21 protein-coding genes and 1 tRNA gene are annotated in these 20,417 nt (G+C 66.0%); 11 read left to right on the top strand and 11 right to left on the bottom strand.

The features are described from left to right. Positions 1–33: 33 nt before the first annotated feature. On the bottom strand, positions 34–1,281 hold the full coding sequence (locus ACN0S5_RS04155) for an RsmB/NOP family class I SAM-dependent RNA methyltransferase (RefSeq protein ID WP_417206235.1): 1,248 nt from the start codon (positions 1,279–1,281) through the stop codon (positions 34–36). 88 nt (positions 1,282–1,369) lie between these two features. Here ACN0S5_RS04155 and ACN0S5_RS04150 point away from each other — a divergent pair, with 88 nt between their 5' ends. Further along, on the top strand, positions 1,370–1,564 hold the full coding sequence (locus ACN0S5_RS04150) for a DUF1674 domain-containing protein (protein ID WP_417206233.1): 195 nt from the start codon (positions 1,370–1,372) through the stop codon (positions 1,562–1,564). A 223-nt stretch (positions 1,565–1,787) separates the two neighbouring features. Here the strand turns inward: ACN0S5_RS04150 and dapB are convergent, their stop codons facing one another. Further along, positions 1,788–2,597, bottom strand: a complete 810-nt coding sequence (dapB, locus tag ACN0S5_RS04145; RefSeq protein WP_417206231.1) for a 4-hydroxy-tetrahydrodipicolinate reductase — start codon at positions 2,595–2,597, stop codon at positions 1,788–1,790. A gap of 112 nt (positions 2,598–2,709) precedes the next feature. On the opposite strand from dapB, the gene rbfA reads away from it, so the two are divergent. Together rbfA and ACN0S5_RS04135 are read left to right on the top strand one after the other, a co-directional pair. Next, positions 2,710–3,105, top strand: a complete 396-nt coding sequence (gene rbfA / locus ACN0S5_RS04140; RefSeq protein WP_417206229.1) for a 30S ribosome-binding factor RbfA — start codon at positions 2,710–2,712, stop codon at positions 3,103–3,105. Between the two features lie 8 nt (positions 3,106–3,113). After that, positions 3,114–3,863, top strand: coding sequence for a phosphodiester glycosidase family protein (locus tag ACN0S5_RS04135; protein WP_417206227.1), 750 nt, complete (start codon positions 3,114–3,116; stop codon positions 3,861–3,863). A 13-nt stretch (positions 3,864–3,876) separates the two neighbouring features. Here the strand turns inward: ACN0S5_RS04135 and ACN0S5_RS04130 are convergent, their stop codons facing one another. Further along, positions 3,877–4,341, bottom strand: a complete 465-nt coding sequence (locus ACN0S5_RS04130; RefSeq protein WP_417206226.1) for a hypothetical protein — start codon at positions 4,339–4,341, stop codon at positions 3,877–3,879. A gap of 147 nt (positions 4,342–4,488) precedes the next feature. On the opposite strand from ACN0S5_RS04130, the gene ACN0S5_RS04125 reads away from it, so the two are divergent. The 5 genes from ACN0S5_RS04125 (at position 4,489) to lpxK (ending at position 9,220) form a co-directional block, all read left to right on the top strand. Further along, a complete protein-coding gene (locus tag ACN0S5_RS04125) occupies positions 4,489–5,832 on the top strand; it encodes a TldD/PmbA family protein (protein ID WP_417206224.1) in 1,344 nt (447 codons plus the stop codon). After that, complete coding sequence (locus ACN0S5_RS04120) at positions 5,819–6,592, top strand: 3'(2'),5'-bisphosphate nucleotidase CysQ (RefSeq protein ID WP_417206222.1); 774 nt, start codon at positions 5,819–5,821, stop codon at positions 6,590–6,592. Before ACN0S5_RS04125 ends, ACN0S5_RS04120 begins: the two co-directional genes overlap by 14 nt. Before the next feature lie 177 nt (positions 6,593–6,769). Beyond that, entirely contained in the window at positions 6,770–7,009 is a 240-nt protein-coding gene (locus ACN0S5_RS04115; RefSeq protein ID WP_417206220.1) for a DUF4170 domain-containing protein, read from the top strand. 4 nt (positions 7,010–7,013) lie between these two features. Next, on the top strand, positions 7,014–8,219 hold the full coding sequence (locus ACN0S5_RS04110) for a 3-deoxy-D-manno-octulosonic acid transferase (RefSeq protein WP_417206219.1): 1,206 nt from the start codon (positions 7,014–7,016) through the stop codon (positions 8,217–8,219). Next, positions 8,219–9,220 (top strand): tetraacyldisaccharide 4'-kinase, encoded by a 1,002-nt coding sequence (lpxK, locus tag ACN0S5_RS04105; RefSeq protein ID WP_417206217.1) that lies wholly within the window; start codon positions 8,219–8,221, stop codon positions 9,218–9,220. Before ACN0S5_RS04110 ends, lpxK begins: the two co-directional genes overlap by 1 nt. Before the next feature lie 96 nt (positions 9,221–9,316). Here the strand turns inward: lpxK and ACN0S5_RS04100 are convergent, their stop codons facing one another. Next, the gene (locus tag ACN0S5_RS04100) at positions 9,317–10,189 is read right to left on the bottom strand and encodes an N-formylglutamate amidohydrolase (protein ID WP_417206215.1); all 873 of its coding nucleotides are present in this window, start codon (positions 10,187–10,189) and stop codon (positions 9,317–9,319) included. Between the two features lie 147 nt (positions 10,190–10,336). Between ACN0S5_RS04100 and ACN0S5_RS04095 the strand changes: the two genes are divergently transcribed. Both ACN0S5_RS04095 and ykgO read left to right on the top strand, forming a co-directional pair. Continuing rightward, positions 10,337–10,411, top strand: a tRNA-Val gene (locus tag ACN0S5_RS04095). Between the two features lie 99 nt (positions 10,412–10,510). Beyond that, positions 10,511–10,636 (top strand): type B 50S ribosomal protein L36, encoded by a 126-nt coding sequence (gene ykgO / locus ACN0S5_RS04090; RefSeq protein ID WP_007792261.1) that lies wholly within the window; start codon positions 10,511–10,513, stop codon positions 10,634–10,636. Positions 10,637–11,092: 456 nt separating this feature from the next. On the opposite strand, the gene ACN0S5_RS04085 is transcribed toward ykgO, so the two are convergent. The 4 genes from ACN0S5_RS04085 to ACN0S5_RS04070 form a co-directional block, all read right to left on the bottom strand. Then, the gene (locus ACN0S5_RS04085; RefSeq protein WP_417206212.1) at positions 11,093–11,515 is read right to left on the bottom strand and encodes a response regulator; all 423 of its coding nucleotides are present in this window, start codon (positions 11,513–11,515) and stop codon (positions 11,093–11,095) included. Between the two features lies 1 nt (position 11,516). Further along, positions 11,517–13,301 carry a CHASE domain-containing protein gene (locus ACN0S5_RS04080; RefSeq protein ID WP_417206210.1) on the bottom strand — a complete coding sequence of 595 codons (1,785 nt, stop codon included), beginning with the start codon at positions 13,299–13,301 and terminating at the stop codon, positions 11,517–11,519. Positions 13,302–13,596: 295 nt separating this feature from the next. Beyond that, positions 13,597–15,279, bottom strand: coding sequence for a peptidoglycan-binding protein (locus ACN0S5_RS04075; RefSeq protein WP_417206208.1), 1,683 nt, complete (start codon positions 15,277–15,279; stop codon positions 13,597–13,599). 160 nt (positions 15,280–15,439) lie between these two features. Further along, entirely contained in the window at positions 15,440–16,612 is a 1,173-nt protein-coding gene (locus ACN0S5_RS04070; RefSeq protein WP_417206206.1) for a phenylacetate--CoA ligase family protein, read from the bottom strand. Between the two features lie 173 nt (positions 16,613–16,785). Here ACN0S5_RS04070 and ACN0S5_RS04065 point away from each other — a divergent pair, with 173 nt between their 5' ends. Next, positions 16,786–17,646: a hypothetical protein gene (locus ACN0S5_RS04065; RefSeq protein ID WP_417206205.1), complete on the top strand. Its 861-nt coding sequence runs from the start codon at positions 16,786–16,788 to the stop codon at positions 17,644–17,646. A gap of 60 nt (positions 17,647–17,706) precedes the next feature. Here the strand turns inward: ACN0S5_RS04065 and ACN0S5_RS04060 are convergent, their stop codons facing one another. From ACN0S5_RS04060 to ACN0S5_RS04050, 3 genes are all read right to left on the bottom strand, one after another. Next, positions 17,707–18,102 carry a cupin domain-containing protein gene (locus tag ACN0S5_RS04060; RefSeq protein ID WP_417206203.1) on the bottom strand — a complete coding sequence of 132 codons (396 nt, stop codon included), beginning with the start codon at positions 18,100–18,102 and terminating at the stop codon, positions 17,707–17,709. Positions 18,103–18,194: 92 nt separating this feature from the next. Further along, complete coding sequence (locus ACN0S5_RS04055) at positions 18,195–19,019, bottom strand: ABC transporter ATP-binding protein (RefSeq protein ID WP_417206201.1); 825 nt, start codon at positions 19,017–19,019, stop codon at positions 18,195–18,197. A 104-nt stretch (positions 19,020–19,123) separates the two neighbouring features. Further along, on the bottom strand, positions 19,124–20,416 hold the full coding sequence (locus ACN0S5_RS04050) for an ABC transporter substrate-binding protein (protein WP_417206199.1): 1,293 nt from the start codon (positions 20,414–20,416) through the stop codon (positions 19,124–19,126). Position 20,417: the final 1 nt, after the last annotated feature.

Here is a 20,417-nt window from a genome sequence, read left to right as displayed (position 1 = left end):
ATAACCCGCCCACCGGGCGAAGTCATCAAAGAGTTACCCGCGCTGCAACAGCGCCATGTAAAACCCGTCGATGCCGCCGCGCTCCGCCCAGAAATCGGGCCTCAGGCGCAAACCGCCCTCGTCAGAGCGCCAGCTCTCCTCGATCCACGGGGCCTCTGCGCGCACGACACGCAGGCCGGGATGGCGCGCCAGCGCCTCGTCGATCTGGCATTCCCCCTCATCCGGGATCAGCGAGCAGGTGGCAAAGACCAGCCGCCCGCCGGGTTTCAGCAGGCTCAGCGCATGGTCCAGCATCGCGGCTTGCAACCCGATCAGATCGGCGATCCGCTCGCCCTCATGGGCAAAGGGCAGGTCCGGGTGGCGGCGGATCGTGCCCGTCGCCGAACAGGGCGCGTCCAGCAGGATGGCGTCATACTGCCCCTGATGGGTCAGCGCGTCCCCCGCCACAAGCGTCGCTGCCAGCCCGGTCCGGTCAAGGTTTTCCTGCACCCGCGCCAGCCGCGCCTCTGACAGGTCCAGCGCTGTCACGTCAGCCCCGGCTGCCGCAAGTTGCAGCGTCTTGCCGCCCGGAGCCGCACACATGTCCAGCACGTTTTGTCCCGCCACATCACCCAAAAGCTGCGCGGGCAAGGCGGCGGCGGCATCCTGCACCCACCAGTCGCCCGCCGCGAAACCGGGCAGCGCGCTCACCTGCCCGGCCTGACGCAACCGGACCGATCCGGTGGGCAGCGCCGCGCCCTCCAGCGCCGACAGATCCGCGCCGGGTTTCGGCGTCAGGTCCAGCGGCGCACCGTCAAAATGCGCGCGCTCCATCGCGGCGACCACCTCTGGCCCCCAGGCCGCCACCAGCGGCGCGCGCAGCCATTTCGGCAGGCGCGGCACCCGCAGCTTGCCCCAGGCCGCGACACCCTCACCGGCGATCTTGCGCAACACCGCATTCACCAAGCCGCGCGCGCCCTGCGTATGTTTGCCCGCAGCGGCAATATCGACACAATCGCTGACCACGCCATGCGCCGCGCCGCCCATGCACAGTTCGACCGTGCCCAGCCGCAGGATGTTCATGACACGCGGCGTCGGACGCTTGCGCAGATGCGGCTTCAACAGCCGGTCCGCCCGTTCCAGCCCGCGCAGCGTGTCGGCGGCAAGCCGCTGCGCCGCCGCCCGGTCCGCCGGGGCCAGCTTGTCCAGCCGGTCGGTCTCGCTCAGGGGGCGGCCCTGTTCCACAACCTGATCCAGCAGGTCGACGGCGGCAAGTCGGGCCGGGCTGGGCGATGCGGGCATGGGGATTCTCCGGTGAGGCGGGCTTGGGGGCGGGGTTGCCCCACGGACCGGCGGGCGTATATCAGGAGGCACAAGACGAGGAAAGCCCATGTCCAAGACGGATCGCCCAGACCACACTGATCTGCCCCCCGCCGCGCAACGCGCACTGGCCGAGGCCGCGGAACGCCGCGCCAAGGCCGAGGCGGAGGCAAACGCCCTGCCCAAGGAACTGGGCGGCCGCGACGGGCCGGAACCGGTGCGCTATGGCGACTGGGAGAAAAAGGGCCTCGCCATCGACTTCTGAACCGTCGCGCCCTCCGCCGTCTGTTTCGGCGCCGCCATCGCTTGCGCCGAAACAGACGGCGGAGGGCGCACATCAAGCGATGACGGCTCTGAGGCTTTTGCCTTTTGGTGAGCCAGAAGCGACCCCCACACCCCCCAGAATCGCACGCTACGCGCCCCCGCGGTCCGGGCAAAGCGCGCGGGTGGGCGGGTGGGGCAAACTTTGTCCGGAGCGCGGGGGCGCGTTACTTCAGCCCCAGCACATCCAGCATATCGTATTCGCCCGGCCCCTTGCCCTGCCCCCACAGCACCGCCTTCAGCGCGCCACGGGCAAACAAGGTCCGGTCGCTGGCGATATGTTTGAGCACAATGCGCTCCCCGGCGGCGGCAAAGATCACCTCATGTTCGCCGACGATGTCGCCGCCCCGAATCGCGTGGAACCCGATGTCACCGCGCTTGCGCGCCCCGGTGATCCCGTCGCGGCCCCGGTCCGACACATCCGCCAGCGCAACGCCCCGCCCTTCGGCGGCGGCCTCGCCCAGCATCAGCGCGGTGCCAGAGGGCGCGTCGACCTTCTGGTTGTGATGCGCCTCGACAATCTCGATGTCCCAATCCGAATCCAGCGCCGCCGCCACCTGCCGCGTCACGGTTGTCAGCAGGTTCACGCCGAGGCTCATGTTGCCTGCGCGCACGACCACCGAATGCCGCGCCGCCAGCGCGATCTTGTCCAGATCCGCATCGCTCAGCCCCGTTGTGCCGATCACATGCACCAGCCGCGCCTGCGCCGCCAGTTCGGCAAACCCCACGGTCGCGGCGGGCACGGTAAAATCGATCACCGCATGGGCGCGGGCAAAGGCCTCCAGCGGATCGTCAGAGACCATGACCCCCAGCGCCGCACCGCCCATGGCAAGGCCCAGATCCTGCCCGATCCACGGGTGACCCGCCCGTTCCAGCGCGCCGCAGAGGTGCAGCCGCTCATGCGCCATCACCTGCCGCGCCAGCATCTGCCCCATCCGGCCCGACACGCCGGTCACCACAACACCGTAATCCTCCATCGTCCCCGCTCCTTGCCGCGATCGTTGTGCCCCTGTTAGCCTCCCGCGCCGCCGAATGCACGCCCCCAGCGGACCGCTTGGCAAACCGCGATGGCGGGCTTAAGTCTGGGTCATGGCACGCAACAGATTCCAAGACGCCTCCGGGCCCAGCCAACGCCAGCTTCGGGTGGCAGAGCTGATCCGCCGCGCCCTCTCCGAGGTGCTGCAACGCGGTGAAATCCACGATCCGGACCTCAACCGGCTCTCGATCACCGTGGGTGAGGTGCGGGTGTCCCCCGACCTCAAGGTGGCGACCGCCTTTGTGGTGCCGCTGGGCGGTGAAAATCAGGACGACATGTTCGATCTGCTGGACCGCAACAAGGGTGAGTTGCGCCGCGCGGTCACCCGCAACATGACGCTGAAATACTCACCCGAGCTGCGCTTTCGGCTGGACGACACCTTTGACCGCCTCGACGAAACCCGCCGCCTGCTGGGCGACGAAGCCGTCAAGCGCGATCTCGACAGCTGACCGTCCCGATGCGCCATCTTCTTCCCGGCCTTGCCCTGATGATCGCCACGCTGGCCAGCGCCCCGCAGGCCGGTGCGGTGACCTGCGGGCCGCTCGAACATGATGGCAACCGCTATATCGTCTGCGAAGTGGACGCCGCCAGTGAGGACCTGCGGCTGTTCCGCTCGGACGACAACGGCACCCCCTTCGGCCATTTCAGCGTGCTGAAATCGGAACTCGCCCGCCAAGGGCAGGATCTGGTCTTTGCCATGAACGCGGGCATGTACCACGAGGACCGCTCGCCGGTCGGGCACTACATCGAGGACGGCCACGAGGAAATGCGCGTGATCTCCTCGCCCGGTCCCGGCAACTTCGGCCTGCTGCCGAACGGCATCTTCTGCATCGGCAAGGATTGGGCGCGGGTGATCGAAACCCGCGATTTCCTGTCCCGCCGCCCGGACTGCCGCTATGCCACCCAGTCGGGGCCGATGCTGGTGATCGACGGGGCGCTGCACCCGCGCTTTTTGCCCGACAGCACCTCGCGGTATATCCGCAATGGCGTCGGCACCTCCGCCGACGGGAGTCGGGTCTTTTTTGCGATCTCGCAGAACACCGTCACCTTCCACGAATTCGCCCGCCTTTTCCGCGACGCGCTCAAACTGCCCAACGCCTTGTTTCTGGACGGCAATATCTCGCGCCTCTACGCGCCGCAGGTGGGCCGCGCCGATCTGGGCCGTCGCATGGGGCCAATCGTGGCGGTCACGACGCCTGCCCAATAACCGGTCAGGCGGCCTATGCAGACAGGCTGGCCCGGAACGCCTCTGTTTCGGCAATAATATCCGCGCGGACAGCATCATCGACCCCCGCCCGCTGCGTCAGCCAAAGCGCCGCTTCCTCCAGACTTTCGGTGACAAAGTAATTGTCTTCCGGGCGCACGCCCTCCAGATCGGCCATGATGCCGAACATCCGCAGCATCCCGAAGCTGCCGCTGTCATCACACAGGCAGGCCATGAGATTGCCGGACCGGGCGATTCCGCCGCGCGCCCGATGACGAAAATAAGTGACGAACTCCGAGGTCGGAAGCAGCGCCAAACGCACCGTGCGGACATCCACCAGCACCGGCGAGGCCATGTCCGCGCCCGCGATCTCACCCGACCTTATCCGGTCCAGCGCCGCCGACGCCTCTACCATGGAAAAGGGATTGCTCACGCAGGCCAATGTAATGCGCCCGTCGCAAATCGCCTTCACATCGAACATGGCTGTCCCCTGATAATGGAATGCGGCAGGTATACCCCTATGCGGCAGGTATACGCCTTGACCTGACAGAGGTCGACCGCCCGCAGCCTTGCCTCTGCGGCCCGACAGGCTTACCTCCGTGCGGAACCGAACACACCAGAGGCCCCCATGACCGACACGCCCCAAGAGCTCGCCGCCGCCCTTCTTGACGCCGCCCGCAAGGCCGGGGCCGACGCGGCGGATGCCTTGGCGGTCGGGGCGACAGCCCAGTCGATCGACGTGCGCGGCGGCACGCTGGAACAGGCCGAGCGGTCAGAATCCCGCGACCTTGGGCTGCGGGTCTTTCTGGGCCAGCGCAGCGCCAGCATCTCCGGGTCCGACGTCCGCCCCGAGGCGATGGCCGAAATGGCGACCCGCGCGGTCGCCATGGCACGCGAAGCGCCCGAAGACCCCTACGTCGGCCTTGCCGATGCCGACCAACTGGCCACGGATCGCGACGCCGCGCGGCTGGACCTGTTCGATGCAACCGACGAACCGGCCCCGGCCGAACTGGAAGAAGACGCGCGCCGGGCCGAGGCCGCGGCGCTGGCGCAGGACGGCATCACCCGCATCGATTCCGCCGCCGCCCAGTATTCGTCGCAGCGCATCGCCCTTGCCGCGACCAATGGCTTTGCCGGCAGCTATGCCCGCACCTCGCGCAGCCTGTTCTGCGTCGCCATCGCCGGCGAGGGCCTGGGGATGGAGCGCGACTACGATGGCGACAGCCGCGTCTACCAGTCCGAGCTGCGCAGCGCCGAGGACATCGGCGAGACCGCCGCCGCCCGCGCACTGGAACGGCTCAACCCGCGCAAACCCAAGACCGGCGCCTACCCGGTCCTGTTCGACGAACGCATCTCGTCCTCGCTGATCGGCCATCTTGTCGCCGCCACCAATGGCGCGCAGGTGGCGCGGGGCCAGTCGTGGCTGCGCGACGCGCTGGGGGCGCAGGTGCTGCCCGAAGGTCTCAGCCTGATCGAAGACCCGCACCGCCCCCGCGTCAGCGGATCGCGCCTGTTCGACGCCGAGGGCCTGCCGACAACCCGCCGCGCCATGATCGACAACGGCGTGCTGACCGGCTGGACGCTGGACCTTGCCAATGCCCGCAAACTGGGGATGCAAAGCACCGCCAATGCCGCGCGCGGCATGGCCTCCGTCTCGCCCTCGGCGTGGAACCTTGCCCTGACCCAGGGCGACCAGAGCCGCGAAGACCTGATGCGCCAGATGGGCACCGGCCTGCTGGTGACCTCGATGATCGGGGCCACGATCAACCCCAACACCGGCGACTATTCACGCGGGGCCGCCGGGTTCTGGATCGAAAACGGCGAAGCGGTCTACCCGGTGTCGGGCGTGACCATCGCGGGCAACCTGCGCCAGATGCTGCGCAGCCTGATCCCCGCCAACGATGCGCGCCCGTGGCTCAGCCGGGTGGTGCCGTCGCTGCTTGTCGAAGGACTGACCCTTGCCGGCGAATGACCTTGCGCTTCTGATCGACGCGGCCCGGCAGGCGGGCGAGATCGCGCGCGGCTTTGTCGGCGGGCCGCTGGACGTGCAGTTCAAGGCCGCCGACGACAGCCCGGTGACCAAGGCCGACCTTGCGGTGAACACCCGGCTGGCGCAGGTGCTGCGCGACGCGCGGCCCCACTATGGCTGGCTCAGCGAGGAAACCCCGGATGACACCGCGCGGCTGGCCAGCAAACGGGTCTTCATTATCGATCCGATCGACGGCACGCGGTCCTTCATCGCGGGCGAAAAGACATGGGCGCACGCCTTGGCCGTGGTCGAGGATGGCCGGACCACCGCGGCGGTCGTCTACCTGCCGATGATGGACAAGCTCTATACCGCGAGCCTCGGCAAAGGCGCGCGCCTGAACGATGTGCCCATCGCCACCAGCGCGGTCAGCGCCCCGGATCAGGCGCAGGTGCTGGCCACCCGCGCCAGCCTCAAACCCGAGTGGTGGCCCGGTGGGCCGCCAGACATGCGCCGCAGCCACCGGCCGTCGCTGGCCTATCGCCAGAGCCTTGTGGCCGAGGGACGTTATGACGCCATGTTCACCTTTCGCCCGACATGGGAATGGGACATCGCCGCCGGCGCGCTGATCCTGTCAGAGGCCGGCGCCCGGATCACCGACCGGCGCGGCGCGGCCCTGCGGTTCAACGCGCCGCAACCGCAGGCCGACGGGTTGGTCGCCGCCAACCCGGCCCTGCACGGCGCGTTGCTGGCGCGGCTGACCTGAGGCATGCCACGCCGCCCCGTGTTTCTTCTGTCCGGAAATATTCCCGGGGGGCCGCCCGATCGGGCGGCGGGGGCAGCGCCCCCTCCCCGTCAGACCCGCACGCCCGGCCTCGCCTTGACCCCCCGCCCGTGTTCGCTAGGCTCGCGCGCAACGCCATAACCACAAGGATCACGCCCCATGCAACGCCTGCACCTCGTCTTCGGCGGCGAACTTGTCGACCCCACAAAAACCGTCTTCAAGGACGTGAACGACCTGCATGTCGTCGGCATCTTCCCCAACTACCAAGAGGCCTACAACGCGTGGAAGGCAGAGGCGCAGCGCACCGTCGACAACGCCCACATGCGCTATTTCATCGCCCATCTGCACCGGTTGCGCCAAGAGGCCGAAGAGGCATCGTCGACAGAGGAACTGGGCTGATCCCATGGTGCGCCGCGCGCTGAGCCTTTCGGCCTATCTCACCTATGCGCGCAGCGCCTCCGCGCCGGGGGAGGCCCCGGAGTGGCCGGACCGCCCCGCCGGGCCGCTGGTCTGGGGCTTTGCCGAGGACCCGGAACGGGGCCGGGCGCTTGCCAGCCTTGCCACCCGGCTGGTCTCTCAGCGCCCCGAGGTCGCGGTCTGGCTCAGCGGGCGGGTGCCGGAGCGACCGGGGATCACGACAACGGCGCTGCCGCGCGACCTTTCAGGGGACGACCTGCGCAACATCCGCCGGGTCAGCCCGGACGTGGCGCTCTGGGCCGGGCAGTCGCTGCGCCCCGGATTGCTCGCCGCCCTGTCGGACGCCGGTTGCCACCTGATCGCGCTCGATCTCCGGGACGCGCCCTTTCCCGCCGAGGCGCCGCGCTGGCTGCCGGACCCCGCCGCCGCGACACTGGCGCTGTTCGACAGTCTCTACACCACCGGCGCGGCCGCCAGCCGCCGCCTCCGCCGTCTGGGCGTCGAAGGTGAGCGCGTTCATGACGCGACCCCCTTTCTGGACACCGAGGCCCCGCTGGAGTGTCCCGACGGGCTGCATGAGGAAATCGCAGCACTGGTGGCGGGGCGTCCGATCTGGCTGGCCGCGCGGCTGCGCGCCGAAGAGGCCAGCGACATCCTGTATGCCCATCGTCAGGCCAGCCGCCTCGCCCACCGGATGCTGCTTATCCTGTCGCCCGCCGACGCCGAGGCCGCCAGGGGGATCGCCCGCATCCTGCGCAGCGAACAGATGCGCGTCTGCGACTGGGAAAACGGCGATATGCCGGACGAGAACACGCAGGTCCTGCTGGCGGGCGGCCCGCAGGAACTGGGCCTGTGGTACCGGCTTGCGCCGCTGGCCTTTCTGGGCGGATCGCTGGTGACCGGCTGCGGCGGCGAAGACCCGTTCGAGGCCGCCGCCCTTGGCGCCGCCATCCTGTACGGCCCCAACGTGGGCGCGCATCTGGGGGCCTATTCCCGCCTTGTCAGCGCCGGGGCCGCGCGGATCGTGCGCGACGCCGATTCGCTGGGCACCGCCGTGTCACACCTTGTCGCGCCCGATCAGGCCGCCACCATGGCGCACGCGGGGTGGGACGTCATTTCATCAAGCGCGCAACTGGTCGACCGCGTGCTGGCCGAGGTCTGTGACGTGCTCGACGACAGGGGCCTTGCCTGATGCGCCCGCCCCGATTCTGGCAGACCCCGCCGCAGGCCCCGGCGTGGCAGGCGCGCCTGCTGGCCCCGCTGGGCGCGCTGACCGCCCGCGCCACCGCCCGCCGGGTCGCCCGCCCGCCCCGCCTGCGCTGCGGCGTGCCAGTGATCTGCGTCGGCAATGTCAACGCGGGCGGCACCGGCAAGACGCCGACGGTGATCGCGCTGGTCCAGAGACTGCTTGCGCGCGGGCTGTCGCCGCATGTGGTGTCGCGCGGCTACGGCGGACGGCTTGACGGGCCGGTACAGGTTGCCCCCCGCAGCCATCTGGCGGACGACACCGGGGACGAGCCGCTGCTGCTTGCCGCCTTCTGTCCGGTCTGGGTCGCCAAGGACCGCGCGGCCGGAGCGCAGGCCGCAGAGGCGGCGGGCGCCGAGGTGATCCTGCTCGACGACGGGCACCAGAAACCCGACGTGGCCAAGGATCTGACCGTGCTCTGCGTCGACGCCGTCGCCGGCTTCGGCAACGGCCGCTGCCTGCCCGCCGGACCGCTGCGCGAACCGCTTGCCGCCGGGTTGGCCCGTGGCGACCTGCTGCTGTCCATCGGTCCGCGCGCCGCGCAAGAGCGTTTCGCCAAAGACTGGGGCGCGGATATCACGCTGCCGCATCTGACCGGGCATCTTGCGCCGTTGCCGACCGGCATGGACTGGAACGGCCTGCCAGCGCTGGCCTTTGCGGGCATCGGCCACCCGGAAAAGTTCTTTGCAACCCTGCGCGGGCTGGGGGCCGATATCCGCCGCGCCGAGGCGCTGGAGGATCACCAGCCCTTCACCCCCGCCCTGATCACCCGGCTGATGCGCGAGGCGCAGCTTTTGGGGGCGCAGCCTGTGACCACGGAAAAAGACGCGGTGCGCCTGCCGCCCGAGATGCGCCGCGAGGTGCTGACCCTGCCGGTGCGGCTGGAGATCGACAGCCCCGCGCCGCTGGACTCCGCGCTGGACCGTCTGCTGACGCCGGACAGATGACCCGCCCTGCGGGCAATCGCCCGGCCCCTGCGCGCTCTGGACGGCGCGCGCGGGTGGGTGGGTGGGGCCGCGTCGTGCAGGGGGCGCAGGGGCCGCCTATTCCGCCGCCAGTTGCTGCGGCTGGCGATCCCCCGGAGTCCCCAGTTCGGCCAGTTCCGCCACCACCCCGCGCAAAGCGGCGCGGACCTCGTCGAACCGCGCATTGGGGGTGATCGTCGCCTCGTCCATATACAGCGCACGGTCGATTTCCACCTGCACCGCGTGTTGCCGCCGCGACGGGCGTCCGTAATGCTGCGTGGTAAAGGCCCCTGCGAACGGCGCATTGCGCGCCACCACAAACCCGGCCCCGGCAAACGCCGCCTCGACCCGTTCGACAATCTCCGACCGGGCCGACGCGCCGAACCGGTCGCCGATCACCACTTCGGGCCGCTTGCCGCCGTGGCGCGCGGCCCCGTCCAGCGCCTCGTGCGGCATCGAATGACAGTCGATCAGAATCGCCTCGCCAAACCGGTCCCGCGCGGCGTCCAGCAAGGTCCGGAGCTGGTCGTGATACGGCTTCCAGATTCGCGTGATTCGGCGTTCGGCCTCCATCCGCGTCAGCTTGCCGCGATAAATCGCCCGGCCACCGGCCACCACGCGCGGCACCACGCCCAGACCGCTGGCGACCCGTGGGTTGTGTCCGGCGCGGCGCATGCCCTCGATCAGCGCGGGGTCCAGTTCTTCGGCTGCGCGGTTCAGGTCGACATAGGCCCGTGGCGCCCCCGCGCGCAGAAAAACCGCCCCGAACTGCGGCGCACAGTCGAAAAGCCGGTCGACATAGGCGTCTTCAGAGCTTCGGATGCTGTGTGCGTCCAGAATCGTGGTCTGTAGAAAGCTTTGCGGGTAGTCGCATCCAGAGTGCGGAGACGCGAAAACCACGCAGGATCTCTGCGGTTCGGGCATATGAAGGTGGTATGACGTCTCTGGCATCCGCGTTCCTCTTGGGGCGCAGGATAGACCGATTTCTGCGCTCTCCAAAAGCCCTTGATCCCCGCTGAGAAGGCATTTATAGACCCTCCACCGGCGCGCACCACCAGCGGCTTCGCCAGAGGCCAAAGAGGGTGTGCACGGACATATGGGTGATTAGCTCAGCGGTAGAGCACTTCGTTGACATCGAAGGGGTCACTGGTTCGATCCCAGTATCGCCCACCATGAATTCATGACCCGCTCTCCGGGGGGCTTGCCTCGCGGAGAATAGGGTATTGGCCACAACCAAAGGCGCTCGCGCGCCGCGACGATAGGAGAAGACCCATGAAGGTCGCCAATTCGCTCCGCTCGCTCAAGAAGCGCCACCGCGACTGCCGCGTTGTGCGCCGTAAGGGCCGTGTCTATGTGATCAACAAGACACAGCGGAGATTCAAGGCACGTCAGGGCTAAGCCCCGGAATCCTGCCTCAGATCGACACCAAGAAAACCCCCACGGGCCCTGCCTGCGGGGGTTTTTCTTTGGCCGCGCCTCAGTCGCCGCGACGTTGCGACATGTGGTTCAGCCGTGGCGGGCCGCTTTGCCCGTCGGGGGTATCATGCCGCCAAACCCGGTTGCCGTGTCCGGTTGTCGCGTCTGACCCCGATATCCGATTGCCGTGTCTGGTCCCGTTATCCGATCCCCCTGTACGGTGGGTTAAGCCGGGCACGTTGTCCGGCCGCGTTGTCCGCGCACGGTTCGGGCGACATTTCTGGCAACGTTTCGGGCGGCCCTGTCCCGTCGGTCTATGACGGTCATGGCCGGCCCAGGCCAGTCGCTCCGCAAACCGGCCGCGCGCCTGCCAAGGACACGGCGACGCCTCCCGCGACGCCTCGGCACAGGCCGCGCTGATCGCGGCTGGCCTGTCGTTCAGACCGGCGGCAAAGGCGGCTCACAAATGCTCCAGAACCCCTGAAGGGTGGACATCTTCTTGTTCATGTCCTCCCTGTTGTGCGGTTTGACAATGTAGCCATTCGCCCTTTGGCGATAGGCTTTCGCGATATCCTGCGAGCTGTCGGAGGTTGTGAACATAAAGACCACGCTGTCGGACGCAGCGCCGGTGGCCCGGAATTCTTTGAGGAATTCGTGGCCGTTCATCCGGGGCATATTGATATCGAGAAGCACAAAGAAAGGGCCGGACAATTCGCCGGAATTGATGATCTCCAGCGCTTCGACACCGTCTTCGGCCCGTGTCGTGACAGCGTTCGACGCGATTTTGGCCAAGGCGCGCTGGACCATCATTGCGTCGAGTGAATTGTCCTCCACAAGCAGGATATTCATTTGACGGGACATGTTATGCAACCCTCCCAAGTTCTTCCAAGCTTTCATTTTCGCGGCGCTTCGGCCAATAGAACGTGAATTCCGCCCCTTCACCTTCGGATGACGCCACCGAGATATCGAACCCGTGGCGCTGCACGGCCTTTTTGACAATCGCCAATCCGATTCCCGTGCTTTCCGGCTCATCCTTTTTGCGGAGGGTCTGAAACACCCCGAAGATCCTGTCGTGAAATTCCGGTGCGATCCCATTGCCATCGTCCTTGACGGACACCTTGATCCGGTCCCCAAGGTCTTCGATGGTCAGGTCAACCTGCGCCGCTCGGGGGTGCGGGTGGTATTTGAAGGCGTTTCCGATCAGGTTCTCCAGCACCCGGCGAAAGTTCTGGCTGTCGCAATCGATGATCTCGACTTCGGAGGTCAGGCGAATCTGGCAAGGCTCAACCTCAAAATCCGCGTGACAATCCTCGACAAACTTGCTGACCAGAACGCCGGACTCGGTCTCTGTTCCATAGTTCCCGACGCGGGAATAATCCATGATGCCTTTTGTGAGGTCGTTCATTCTGCTGACCCGATCCCGGATCATGTTGAACTGCATCTTGATCTCGGTGTGTTTTTCAACCGGGCCGATGACCTCTTCAAGATCCTCTTCGATCACATCCACAAGAAACCCGATCCCCCGGACCGGCGTCTTCAGGTCGTGGGACGCAATATAGACAAACTGTTCAATTTCACCGTTGGCGTGTTCAAGATGTTCGGTCTTGGCGCGCAATTCATTGGTAAGCTGGTGCGCATAGGCGTGCGCGCGACGATTGGAGCGCGCCAACAGCGCCAGCATCGAAATCACCAGAATCTCGATGATCAGCCCGCCCAGAAGGATCAGCGACGGCTGGTCAGATCTGTTCTGGAGGCGAAAGGCCTTGTTCGAACGGAGTTCGACCGACCAGATACGCCCATACATTTCCAGATCGACGGTTTCCTGAAACATCGGGTTTTCGTCATTCAGCGGATCGTCCGAACTGTGTTCGTCGTAGATCATTTCTTTGCCGTCCCGGATGCTGAACCGCACCTCGCGCAGGTCCTTGGACAGCAATCCTTCAACCAGTTTCCGGACTACGAAGGGCGCGTAGACAACGCCAATGAACCGCTCCCGGCGTTCCGTGACGGTGGCGGGCGGGCCGCCTTCGTAGAACGGGGTGTAAAACAGGAATCCGGGGGTGTGACCGCTGTCCTGCACCAGCACGATCGGACCGGTGATCTGCGCCACGCCCTTGTCCCGGCTGGCCAGCAGGCCGGTCCGTCGGTTTGTCTCATGCGCGACATCAAGCCCAATCGCCGCAGCATTGAGGTTTTCCGGTTCGATGTAGGTGATCGGCAGCAGGAAATCCTGAACATGCTCCGGGAAAATCGAAAATTCGCGCCGCTCCGTCGCTCTGGTGGACTGGAACTGCGAGAGATCGGCCCTGTCGACATAGTAGATGACGCCAATTCCGTTCACTCCGGGATATTTATCCTCGATATTCAGGGAGTTTGCGAAATTCCGCCATGCGCCACGCGAGATATCGCCATCGCTGGCGTCGATATAGGCGGCTCCGGATTGCAGCGCATCTTCGTACCGGGACATGCGGTCGACGATCAACCCGATGGTTCGATCCCTGGCCGCGGCGAACTGGTTTTCGATCTGCAAATCCACCTGATGCTTTGAATAAAGCCAGGCCCCTACCGTCATCGTCAGCGACAAAGCCACGATAACGATATGCAGAGCGGAAATGCCACCTCCGGACTGTTTCAAAGACTTCGCCACAAAAAACTCCTTCACCGCGCGACGTTTCAAGGGCTCGGTGAATTAATTTTCCTAGATACACCTTAACACGGAGTGAAGCAGGGCCCGGCAAGCTGCCCAAATCTTGAGTGAAAATCTGTTGGAAATTATCAAACATTCGCGAAAAATGCCGGACTCGGGCTTTGTGCGCGGACTTCGGGAAAGACACCGTCGTTCACGCCGTCCACAGCAGCGGGCGGCATCGCCCCGATGTCCAGCGGGCCCCAATGTCCTGCGGGGGCCGCCGGGGCGACGGCTGCCGCCCCGGTGCGCGATGTCAGCGGTCTATGCCGATGATACCGCCGGCGAGCAGGCGCACCATGGTCTGTTCGTCCAGATAGCCCGACACCCGCAGCCCGCGCGCATCCTGAAAACGGCGCAGCGCCGCGCGGGTGTTTTCATCGAACTGGCCGTCAACCTTGCCCGGCTTCATGCCCAGTTGCTCCAGCCGCCGCTCTGTCAGTTGGCGGGCGACGAAGTTCAGGTTCATCGCCTTTTCCTCGCGGCTGGCCTCTATCGAATTGCGCACCCTGTCCGCATCCAGTTGCAACTGCGAGATCCGCTGCTTGGCCTCTTCGCGGAACCCGCCGTTCGGCCAATCACGCAAATAGGCATTGTAGGCCGCGACAGAATTGGCCTGCGTGGCCTTGGTCCAGTCACGCCGGTCCTGACCCACCGCCTGTTCCGCGCGCTGCGCGTCGATTGCCTTCAGAACCGCGCGCGCCTCATCGGCGAACCGGCCTTCGGGGTATTTTTGCAGATACTCGCGAAAGCCCGCCTCTTCGCCCCGGTCCTCGACGCGCCGCCAAAAGACGCGCTCCTGACGCGCCCTTTCGGCCTGCTGGCGCTTTTCCTCTTCTTCCAGTTCGGCGGCGCGGCGCGTGGACTGCGCCTGCAACCGGGCGATCTGATCGCGGTCAAGATAGCTGCTGACCCGCAGGCCCGTCTCTTCCTGCCAGCGCCGGATCGCGCCCCGCGTGCCGTCGCCAAACACGCCGTCGATGCCGCGCGTGTCATGGCCCAGAATGGTCAGCGCGCGCTGGATGGCCCGGCGGTCGTTGCGGTCAAGCTCCAGATCCTCCTCGGCGCGACGCTCGCGGTAAAACGGTTCGGCGTTCAGCGCCGACAGCCGTTGCCGCGCCGCGTTCACATGCACGCCGCCGGGAAAGCCGTCGAGGTAGGTCTGATAGCCTTCCGCCGAATCGGCCTCTTGCGCCAGACGCCACGCAACATCGTCGGCGGCCCGGTTGGCAAAGGGATCGGGCAGCGGCGGGTCGATGGCACCGCGCGGCGGCGCCACATCCCCGGCGCGCACGATCACCTGACCTTGCGGGGCGTATCCCTCTATTTGCAGCTCATATTCGATGGCGGCCCGCCGCACGAAACGTCCCGTCCGGGCCATGTCCCGCGCCGCGTAGCGGGCCACGTCCATCGCCGGCCCCCGGATCACCGTCACCCCGTGCGGAATGTCCAACTCCCCCAGTCCGGCGTTCAGATACAGGCTCAGGTCCGGGTCCTCTCCGGTCTCGCCCAGCACAAGAAACGCCCGCCCCTGATGGGCCGACAGGATCGCCAGCGCCGCGTCCAGCGGAAAGCCCTGCATCAGAACCTCGGCCTCGTCGATCCGGCCATTTCCGGTCACCGGCAGCAGATAGCTGCCACCGGCGCTGTGCACAAAGGCCCCGGTCAGCAGAATCACCACCGGGCCGCCATCGTCGTCCAGCAGTTCGGCGAATTCGCCAAACGCCCGGCGCATGTCCGCCGCGTCGGCGTCCTGCACCAGCGTGACGTCGAACCCCTTGGCGTTCAGCGCGCTGGCCGCCTGAGCGACCCGCTGCGCGCCGAACAGCGTCTGCACGGCGGTGTAGCGGCTGTTGCCGATCACCAGCGCATCGCCGTTGGCCAGCGCGCTTGTCGCGCCAAGGACCGCGCCTGCCAAGGCCAATGCCAGAATCCGCATGAGCTTTCCTCCCCGTCGTCTGCTCCGGTACAAAGCCTACCGGGACGCCCCGACAGGGCAAGCGGCCAGCGCGGGGAAAATGGCGGGGTTTCGCCCAATCACCGCCAACAGGCCCCCGCGCGCGCGAATTCCTGCCGGTTGGACAAGGGCTTGCCCCGGATCAGTCGTATTTTCGCAGGTCCTCGATCACCAAACCGTCACGCGGCAGCGCCCCCGGCGGCACCAGTTCGACCTTGCCTTTCAGCTTCAGCACCTCGGCCACGCTGCCCTCAAAGGCCGACGCGTCGCCAGCTTCGGTCTCGATTCGCACCGTCATCATGTCCATTTCGCCCTCGCGGGTCGCCACGACACGCGCCCGCGTGATCTCATGGTGTTTCGCGACCAGTTGCGCGACCTGCTCGGGGCGCACGAACATGCCCTTGATCTTGGTCGTCTGGTCGGCGCGGCCCATCCATCCCTTGATCCGCGTGTTGGTCCGGCCGCAGGGGCTTTCCCCCGGCAGCACGGCGCTCAGATCGCCGGTGGCAAAGCGGATCAGCGGGTAATCGGGGTTGAGCGAGGTGACCACAACCTCTCCGACCTCGCCCTCGGCCACCGGGTCGCCGGTGCCGGGGGTGACGATCTCGACGATGACATGCTCATCAAGGATCATGCCCTCCATCGCCGGGGTCTCATAGGCGACGTTGCCCAGATCGGCGGTGGCGTAACATTGCAGGCACTGGATGCCGCGATCCGCGTAGAACTGCCGCAGCGACGGAAACAGCGCGCCGCCGCCAACCGCGGCCCGCGTGATCTTCAGCGACAGGCCTGCCTCATCCGCCTTTTCAAGGATCAGCTTGAGGTAGTCCGGAGTCCCGGCATAGGCCGTGGCACCGACGTCCATCGCCGCCCGCGCCTGCAATTCGGTCTGGCCGGTCCCGGCGGGCAGCACCATCGCCCCCACCGCCCGCGCGCCGGATTCAAAGATCATGCCCGCCGGGGTCAGGTGATAGCCGAAACAGTTCTGCACAATGTCCCCCGGCCCAATCCCGACCGCGTTCAGAAACCGCCCCATGCGCCACCAGTCATGGCTGGCGCCACCGGGTTCATAGATCGGCCCCGGACTCTGGAACACATGGGCGACATTTGACACCGGCAGCCCGCCAAACGGCGGCTGCGCCGCCTGCATCGCCACCAGATCCGATTTGCGCAGCACCGGCAGCGCCGCCAGCCCGGCCAGTGTCTCCAGCCGGTCGATGCCGTATTTGGCCAGTTGGGTGTTCACCGCCGCCAGTTGTGCCGCCTCGCGCGCGTCGCGGCTGCGTGTCTCCAGCGCGTCGAAATAGGTGCTCATCAAGCTCTCCTTCGCAATTCCGTCAGGACCGGACCGGGTGTCGGTCCCGGCCTGTGGATGTGTCGTGCCCCTGACTGCGCCGCGCGCAACCTCAGGGGCTTTGATCTGAAACAAGGTGCGCCGCCGGATCGCCCGGTAGGTTTCCGAAACCCGACGGCAGAGGAGGCCCGGCGATGGACCGTGAATTTGACGACCGCATTCAGTTTGACCAGGACCGGCAGGTGATGGAGGTGGATTTCTCCGATGTCACCTTCGACAGTTCCCAGACCGTCAACCGGGTCTACGACCGGATCGAGGACCGCATCGCCGCAACCGGCGAGGAACTCTGGTTTTTCCTCATCAACCTCAACGGCACCCGGATCGACAGCAGCGCATGGGTGGCCTATGCCCGCCGGGGCCGCGCGCTGAACCTTGCCCATTCCATGGGATCGGTCCGCTTTGATGCCTCGCCCGAAACCGCCGCCCAGATCGAACGCGCCGCCCGCACAGAGGCGTTTGACCCCAACCTGCTCACCTGTCGCGCCGACGCATTGGTCCGGATCGGCCAGATGCCCTCGCGTCGCCGGGGCCCCCGCGTCCAATACGATCCGAACTACGTCGAGGCGGATTTCTTTCACCGCATCGCCTTTGACGCGGACAGCCGCATCATGGAGGCGGATTTTTCGTGGTTCACCTTCCATCACGCGCGCGATGTGAACGATTTCTACGACCATATAGAGGCCCGCATCGCCGCCTCCGGCCATGACAAATGGTTCTTTCTGATCAACTACGAGGGCACCCAGATCCTGCCCGCCGCCTGGGTGCAATACGCGCATCGGGGCAAGACCCTGAACCTCGCGCATTCCCTTGGCTCCGTGCGCTTTGCGCCCGGCTCGGAAACGGAGGCCGACATCCGTCTGCGCGCCGAAAGTCAGGACTTTCGCCCCAACATTCGCAACACGCGGGCCGAAGCACTGGCGCGGATCGAAGAGATGCGGGGCGACCATGATCACCCGGCCACGGTCATCGGCGCGGTCAGCGCCTCGGCAGGCTGACCGCGGACCGCCGCGCCGGACGCCCGTTTGACCTGATCCGTTTGCACATCGGGCATGCCGTCACTCCGCAGGCCAGCGGAAGGGTTCAAGCACGTTGACCACATGGGTGGTCAGCAGGACAATTTCGCTGCCACCGATATTGCGCAACCCGCCATGCATCTCACCGGCTGAAAAGAACAAGACGTCGCCATCGGCATACTCGGCCTGCTGCCCGTCGGTCAGCAGGACGGTCCCGCCCTGCAACACCACCACATGTTCATCGCCCGGATGCATATGTTCAGAAACCGCGCCGCCCGGTTTGACCGTCACCCGCGCGATCACCACCTTCATGTCGGGGGCGTCGGACAGCGGCTGTTCCTGCAACACGTCGCGCAGGACCAGATCGCTGGCCAGCGCGGGCACCGCGGCCACGGCAGCCAAAGCGGCCAGACAGGCGACAAGGGCAAAGCGGATCATCACATCTTTCCTTTCGAAGTGGGGGCCTCGCAAATTGGGGCCTCTCGAACAGGGGGATTTTCGAACCGGGGGGCGCTGAAACCGGGCCGGTCTCAGGCCAGCCACCGCTTGCGGCGGCGATAGGACCGCACGTCGCGAAAGCTTTTGCGCCCTTCGTCGGACATGCCGAGGTAGAATTCCTTGACGTCCGGGTTCTCGCGCAGCTCAGCGGCGGGGCCCTCCATCACAACGCGCCCGTTTTCAAGAATATAGCCGCTGTGGGCATAGCGCAGCGCGACGTTGGTGTTCTGCTCTGCCAGCAGGAAGGAAACGCCTTCGTTCTCGTTCACCGACTTCACGATCTCAAAGATCTGTTCGACCAGTTGCGGTGCCAGCCCCATCGACGGCTCATCCAGCAACACGGTCTCGGGACGGCTCATCAATGCGCGGCCAATCGCCGTCATCTGCTGTTCCCCGCCCGAGGTATAGCCCGCCTGCGACTTGCGCCGTTCTTTCAGCCGCGGGAAATAATTGTAGACCATCTCCAGATCCGCCTCGACGGCCCCCTTGCCGTCCTTGCGCGTATAGGCCCCGGTCAGCAGGTTGTCCTCGACGGTCAGGTGTTCGAAACAATGGCGGCCTTCCATCACCTGAATGACGCCGCGCTTGACCAGCGCCGCGGGCTCCAGATCCTGCACCGCCTCGCCCTTGTAGACGATCGACCCTTTGGTGACCTCGCCGCGCTCAGAGTGCAGCAGGTTGGAGATCGCCTTGAGCGTCGTGGTCTTGCCCGCGCCGTTGCCGCCCAAAAGCGCGGTGATCCCGCCCTTCTTGACGGTCAGGCTCACGCCTTTCAGCACAAGGATGACGTGGTTGTAGATCACCTCGACGTTATTGACCTCAAGGAGCGTCTCGTCCGTTCGCGCCGCATCCAGCATCGACTTTTCCTCACACCGGGGCAATGCGCGCCCCTTGCAGCTTTTCTTGGTGAAAATACTCAAATGCCCCCGGCGGCGACCCGCGCCGCCGGGGGGTGGTCCGATCAGTTCTCGCAGGTGTCGTTCACCGGCCAAGGCGCATTGGCGTCGGCATAGTCCTTGGCGTTCTGCTGTGCCAAATCGGTGTAGGCGGCGACATTCGCCGTCAGGAGATCGCTGACCTTGACGAACTTCTCGCCGTCCCATTCCAGCATCCAGCCACCGGAATGACCGGTGTGGTTCGAACACGAGGTCGCAAAGGGCGGCAGCATGCCGGTCAGGCCCAGTTCGTCGATCCGGGCTTCGGTCATGTTGATGTTCTCCAGACCCCAGCGCAGTTGCTCGGCATTGATCTCGGCGGTGCCGTACTGGGCCTGCGCCACGCGGATGCCTTCGGCAAGAATGGCCGAGATGACGATGCCGCGCGAATAGAACACGCCTTTCATCTCGGTCTCATCGGTCTTGGACAGACCCGCGTCGATCACCAGCGACTGGATGTCCTTCATGACCGGCGCGTCCATGTTCGGGAACGACCAGCTGATCGACTTGTAGCCTTTGCCGTCCTGGCCGACGATGGCCAGATCCGCGTCATGCCCGGACCACCAGACACCAACCATGTTCTCCATCGGGAACTTGGTCTTGACGGCCTCGGTGATGGCGCCCGCGTTCATCGCGCCCCAGCCCCACATCACGACATAGTCGGGACGCATCCGGCGGATCTGCAACCACTGCGCCGACTGGTTCTGCATTTCCTTCAGGCCGACCGGGATCGGGTTCAGCTCAAAACCCTTTTCGGCGGCCAGCGCCTCAAGCACCGGCAGCGGCTCTTTGCCGTAGGGGTGATCGAGGTGCAGAAAGGCGATGGTCTTGCCGTCCAGCGATCCCATGCCTTCGAGATACTGGATGATCATGTCCGCCGCGTCCCAGTAGCCCGCCGGAGCGTTGTAGGACCACTGAAAGGTCTTGCCGTCCATCATCGGGCTAAAGCCATAGCCCGGCGCAAGGATCGGGATCATGTCGACGTTGGTCTTGGGCAGCACCTGAAGGGTGATACCGGTCGACCACGGCTGCGTCACGATCGCCTTGCCCTTGGTCTTTTCGTAACATTCCACGCCCTTTTCGGTGGAATAGCCGGTTTCGCACTCTTCGGCGTTGATCATGATGCCGCCGATGCCGCCGTCGCGGGCGTTCAGCATCGCCAGATAGTCGGCCTGACCGTTCATCAGCGGGATGCCGGTCGCGGCAAACGGCCCGGTCCGATAGGCAAGGTTCGGGGTATACAGTTCCTGCGCCTGCGCCGCCCCGGCGGTCAGCGCCGCCAGAACACCGGCAAAGGCCAGCTTGGTGAAATGTTTCATG

It is taken from the genome of Antarctobacter sp. (assembly GCF_048262615.1).
Lineage (GTDB): Bacteria > Pseudomonadota > Alphaproteobacteria > Rhodobacterales > Rhodobacteraceae > Antarctobacter.
The sequence above is the reverse complement of the archived record's forward strand: the minus strand, read 5'-3'. Positions and strand labels throughout refer to the sequence as shown.

Excerpts from the sequence above, each read along its gene's own strand:
- ACN0S5_RS04155 (WP_417206235.1), bottom strand. The coding sequence starts at position 1,281 with ATGCCCGCATCGCCCAGCCCGGCCCGACTTGCCGCCGTCGACCTGCTG.
- ACN0S5_RS04150 (WP_417206233.1), top strand. The coding sequence starts at position 1,370 with ATGTCCAAGACGGATCGCCCAGACCACACTGATCTGCCCCCCGCCGCG.
- dapB (WP_417206231.1), bottom strand. The coding sequence starts at position 2,597 with ATGGAGGATTACGGTGTTGTGGTGACCGGCGTGTCGGGCCGGATGGGG.
- rbfA (WP_417206229.1), top strand. The coding sequence starts at position 2,710 with ATGGCACGCAACAGATTCCAAGACGCCTCCGGGCCCAGCCAACGCCAG.
- ACN0S5_RS04135 (WP_417206227.1), top strand. The coding sequence starts at position 3,114 with ATGCGCCATCTTCTTCCCGGCCTTGCCCTGATGATCGCCACGCTGGCC.
- ACN0S5_RS04130 (WP_417206226.1), bottom strand. The coding sequence starts at position 4,341 with ATGTTCGATGTGAAGGCGATTTGCGACGGGCGCATTACATTGGCCTGC.
- ACN0S5_RS04125 (WP_417206224.1), top strand. The coding sequence starts at position 4,489 with ATGACCGACACGCCCCAAGAGCTCGCCGCCGCCCTTCTTGACGCCGCC.
- ACN0S5_RS04115 (WP_417206220.1), top strand. The coding sequence starts at position 6,770 with ATGCAACGCCTGCACCTCGTCTTCGGCGGCGAACTTGTCGACCCCACA.
- ACN0S5_RS04110 (WP_417206219.1), top strand. The coding sequence starts at position 7,014 with ATGGTGCGCCGCGCGCTGAGCCTTTCGGCCTATCTCACCTATGCGCGC.
- lpxK (WP_417206217.1), top strand. The coding sequence starts at position 8,219 with ATGCGCCCGCCCCGATTCTGGCAGACCCCGCCGCAGGCCCCGGCGTGG.
- ACN0S5_RS04100 (WP_417206215.1), bottom strand. The coding sequence starts at position 10,189 with ATGCCAGAGACGTCATACCACCTTCATATGCCCGAACCGCAGAGATCC.
- ykgO (WP_007792261.1), top strand. The coding sequence starts at position 10,511 with ATGAAGGTCGCCAATTCGCTCCGCTCGCTCAAGAAGCGCCACCGCGAC.
- ACN0S5_RS04085 (WP_417206212.1), bottom strand. The coding sequence starts at position 11,515 with ATGTCCCGTCAAATGAATATCCTGCTTGTGGAGGACAATTCACTCGAC.
- ACN0S5_RS04075 (WP_417206208.1), bottom strand. The coding sequence starts at position 15,279 with ATGCGGATTCTGGCATTGGCCTTGGCAGGCGCGGTCCTTGGCGCGACA.
- ACN0S5_RS04070 (WP_417206206.1), bottom strand. The coding sequence starts at position 16,612 with ATGAGCACCTATTTCGACGCGCTGGAGACACGCAGCCGCGACGCGCGC.
- ACN0S5_RS04065 (WP_417206205.1), top strand. The coding sequence starts at position 16,786 with ATGGACCGTGAATTTGACGACCGCATTCAGTTTGACCAGGACCGGCAG.
- ACN0S5_RS04060 (WP_417206203.1), bottom strand. The coding sequence starts at position 18,102 with ATGATCCGCTTTGCCCTTGTCGCCTGTCTGGCCGCTTTGGCTGCCGTG.
- ACN0S5_RS04055 (WP_417206201.1), bottom strand. The coding sequence starts at position 19,019 with ATGCTGGATGCGGCGCGAACGGACGAGACGCTCCTTGAGGTCAATAAC.
- ACN0S5_RS04050 (WP_417206199.1), bottom strand. The coding sequence starts at position 20,416 with ATGAAACATTTCACCAAGCTGGCCTTTGCCGGTGTTCTGGCGGCGCTG.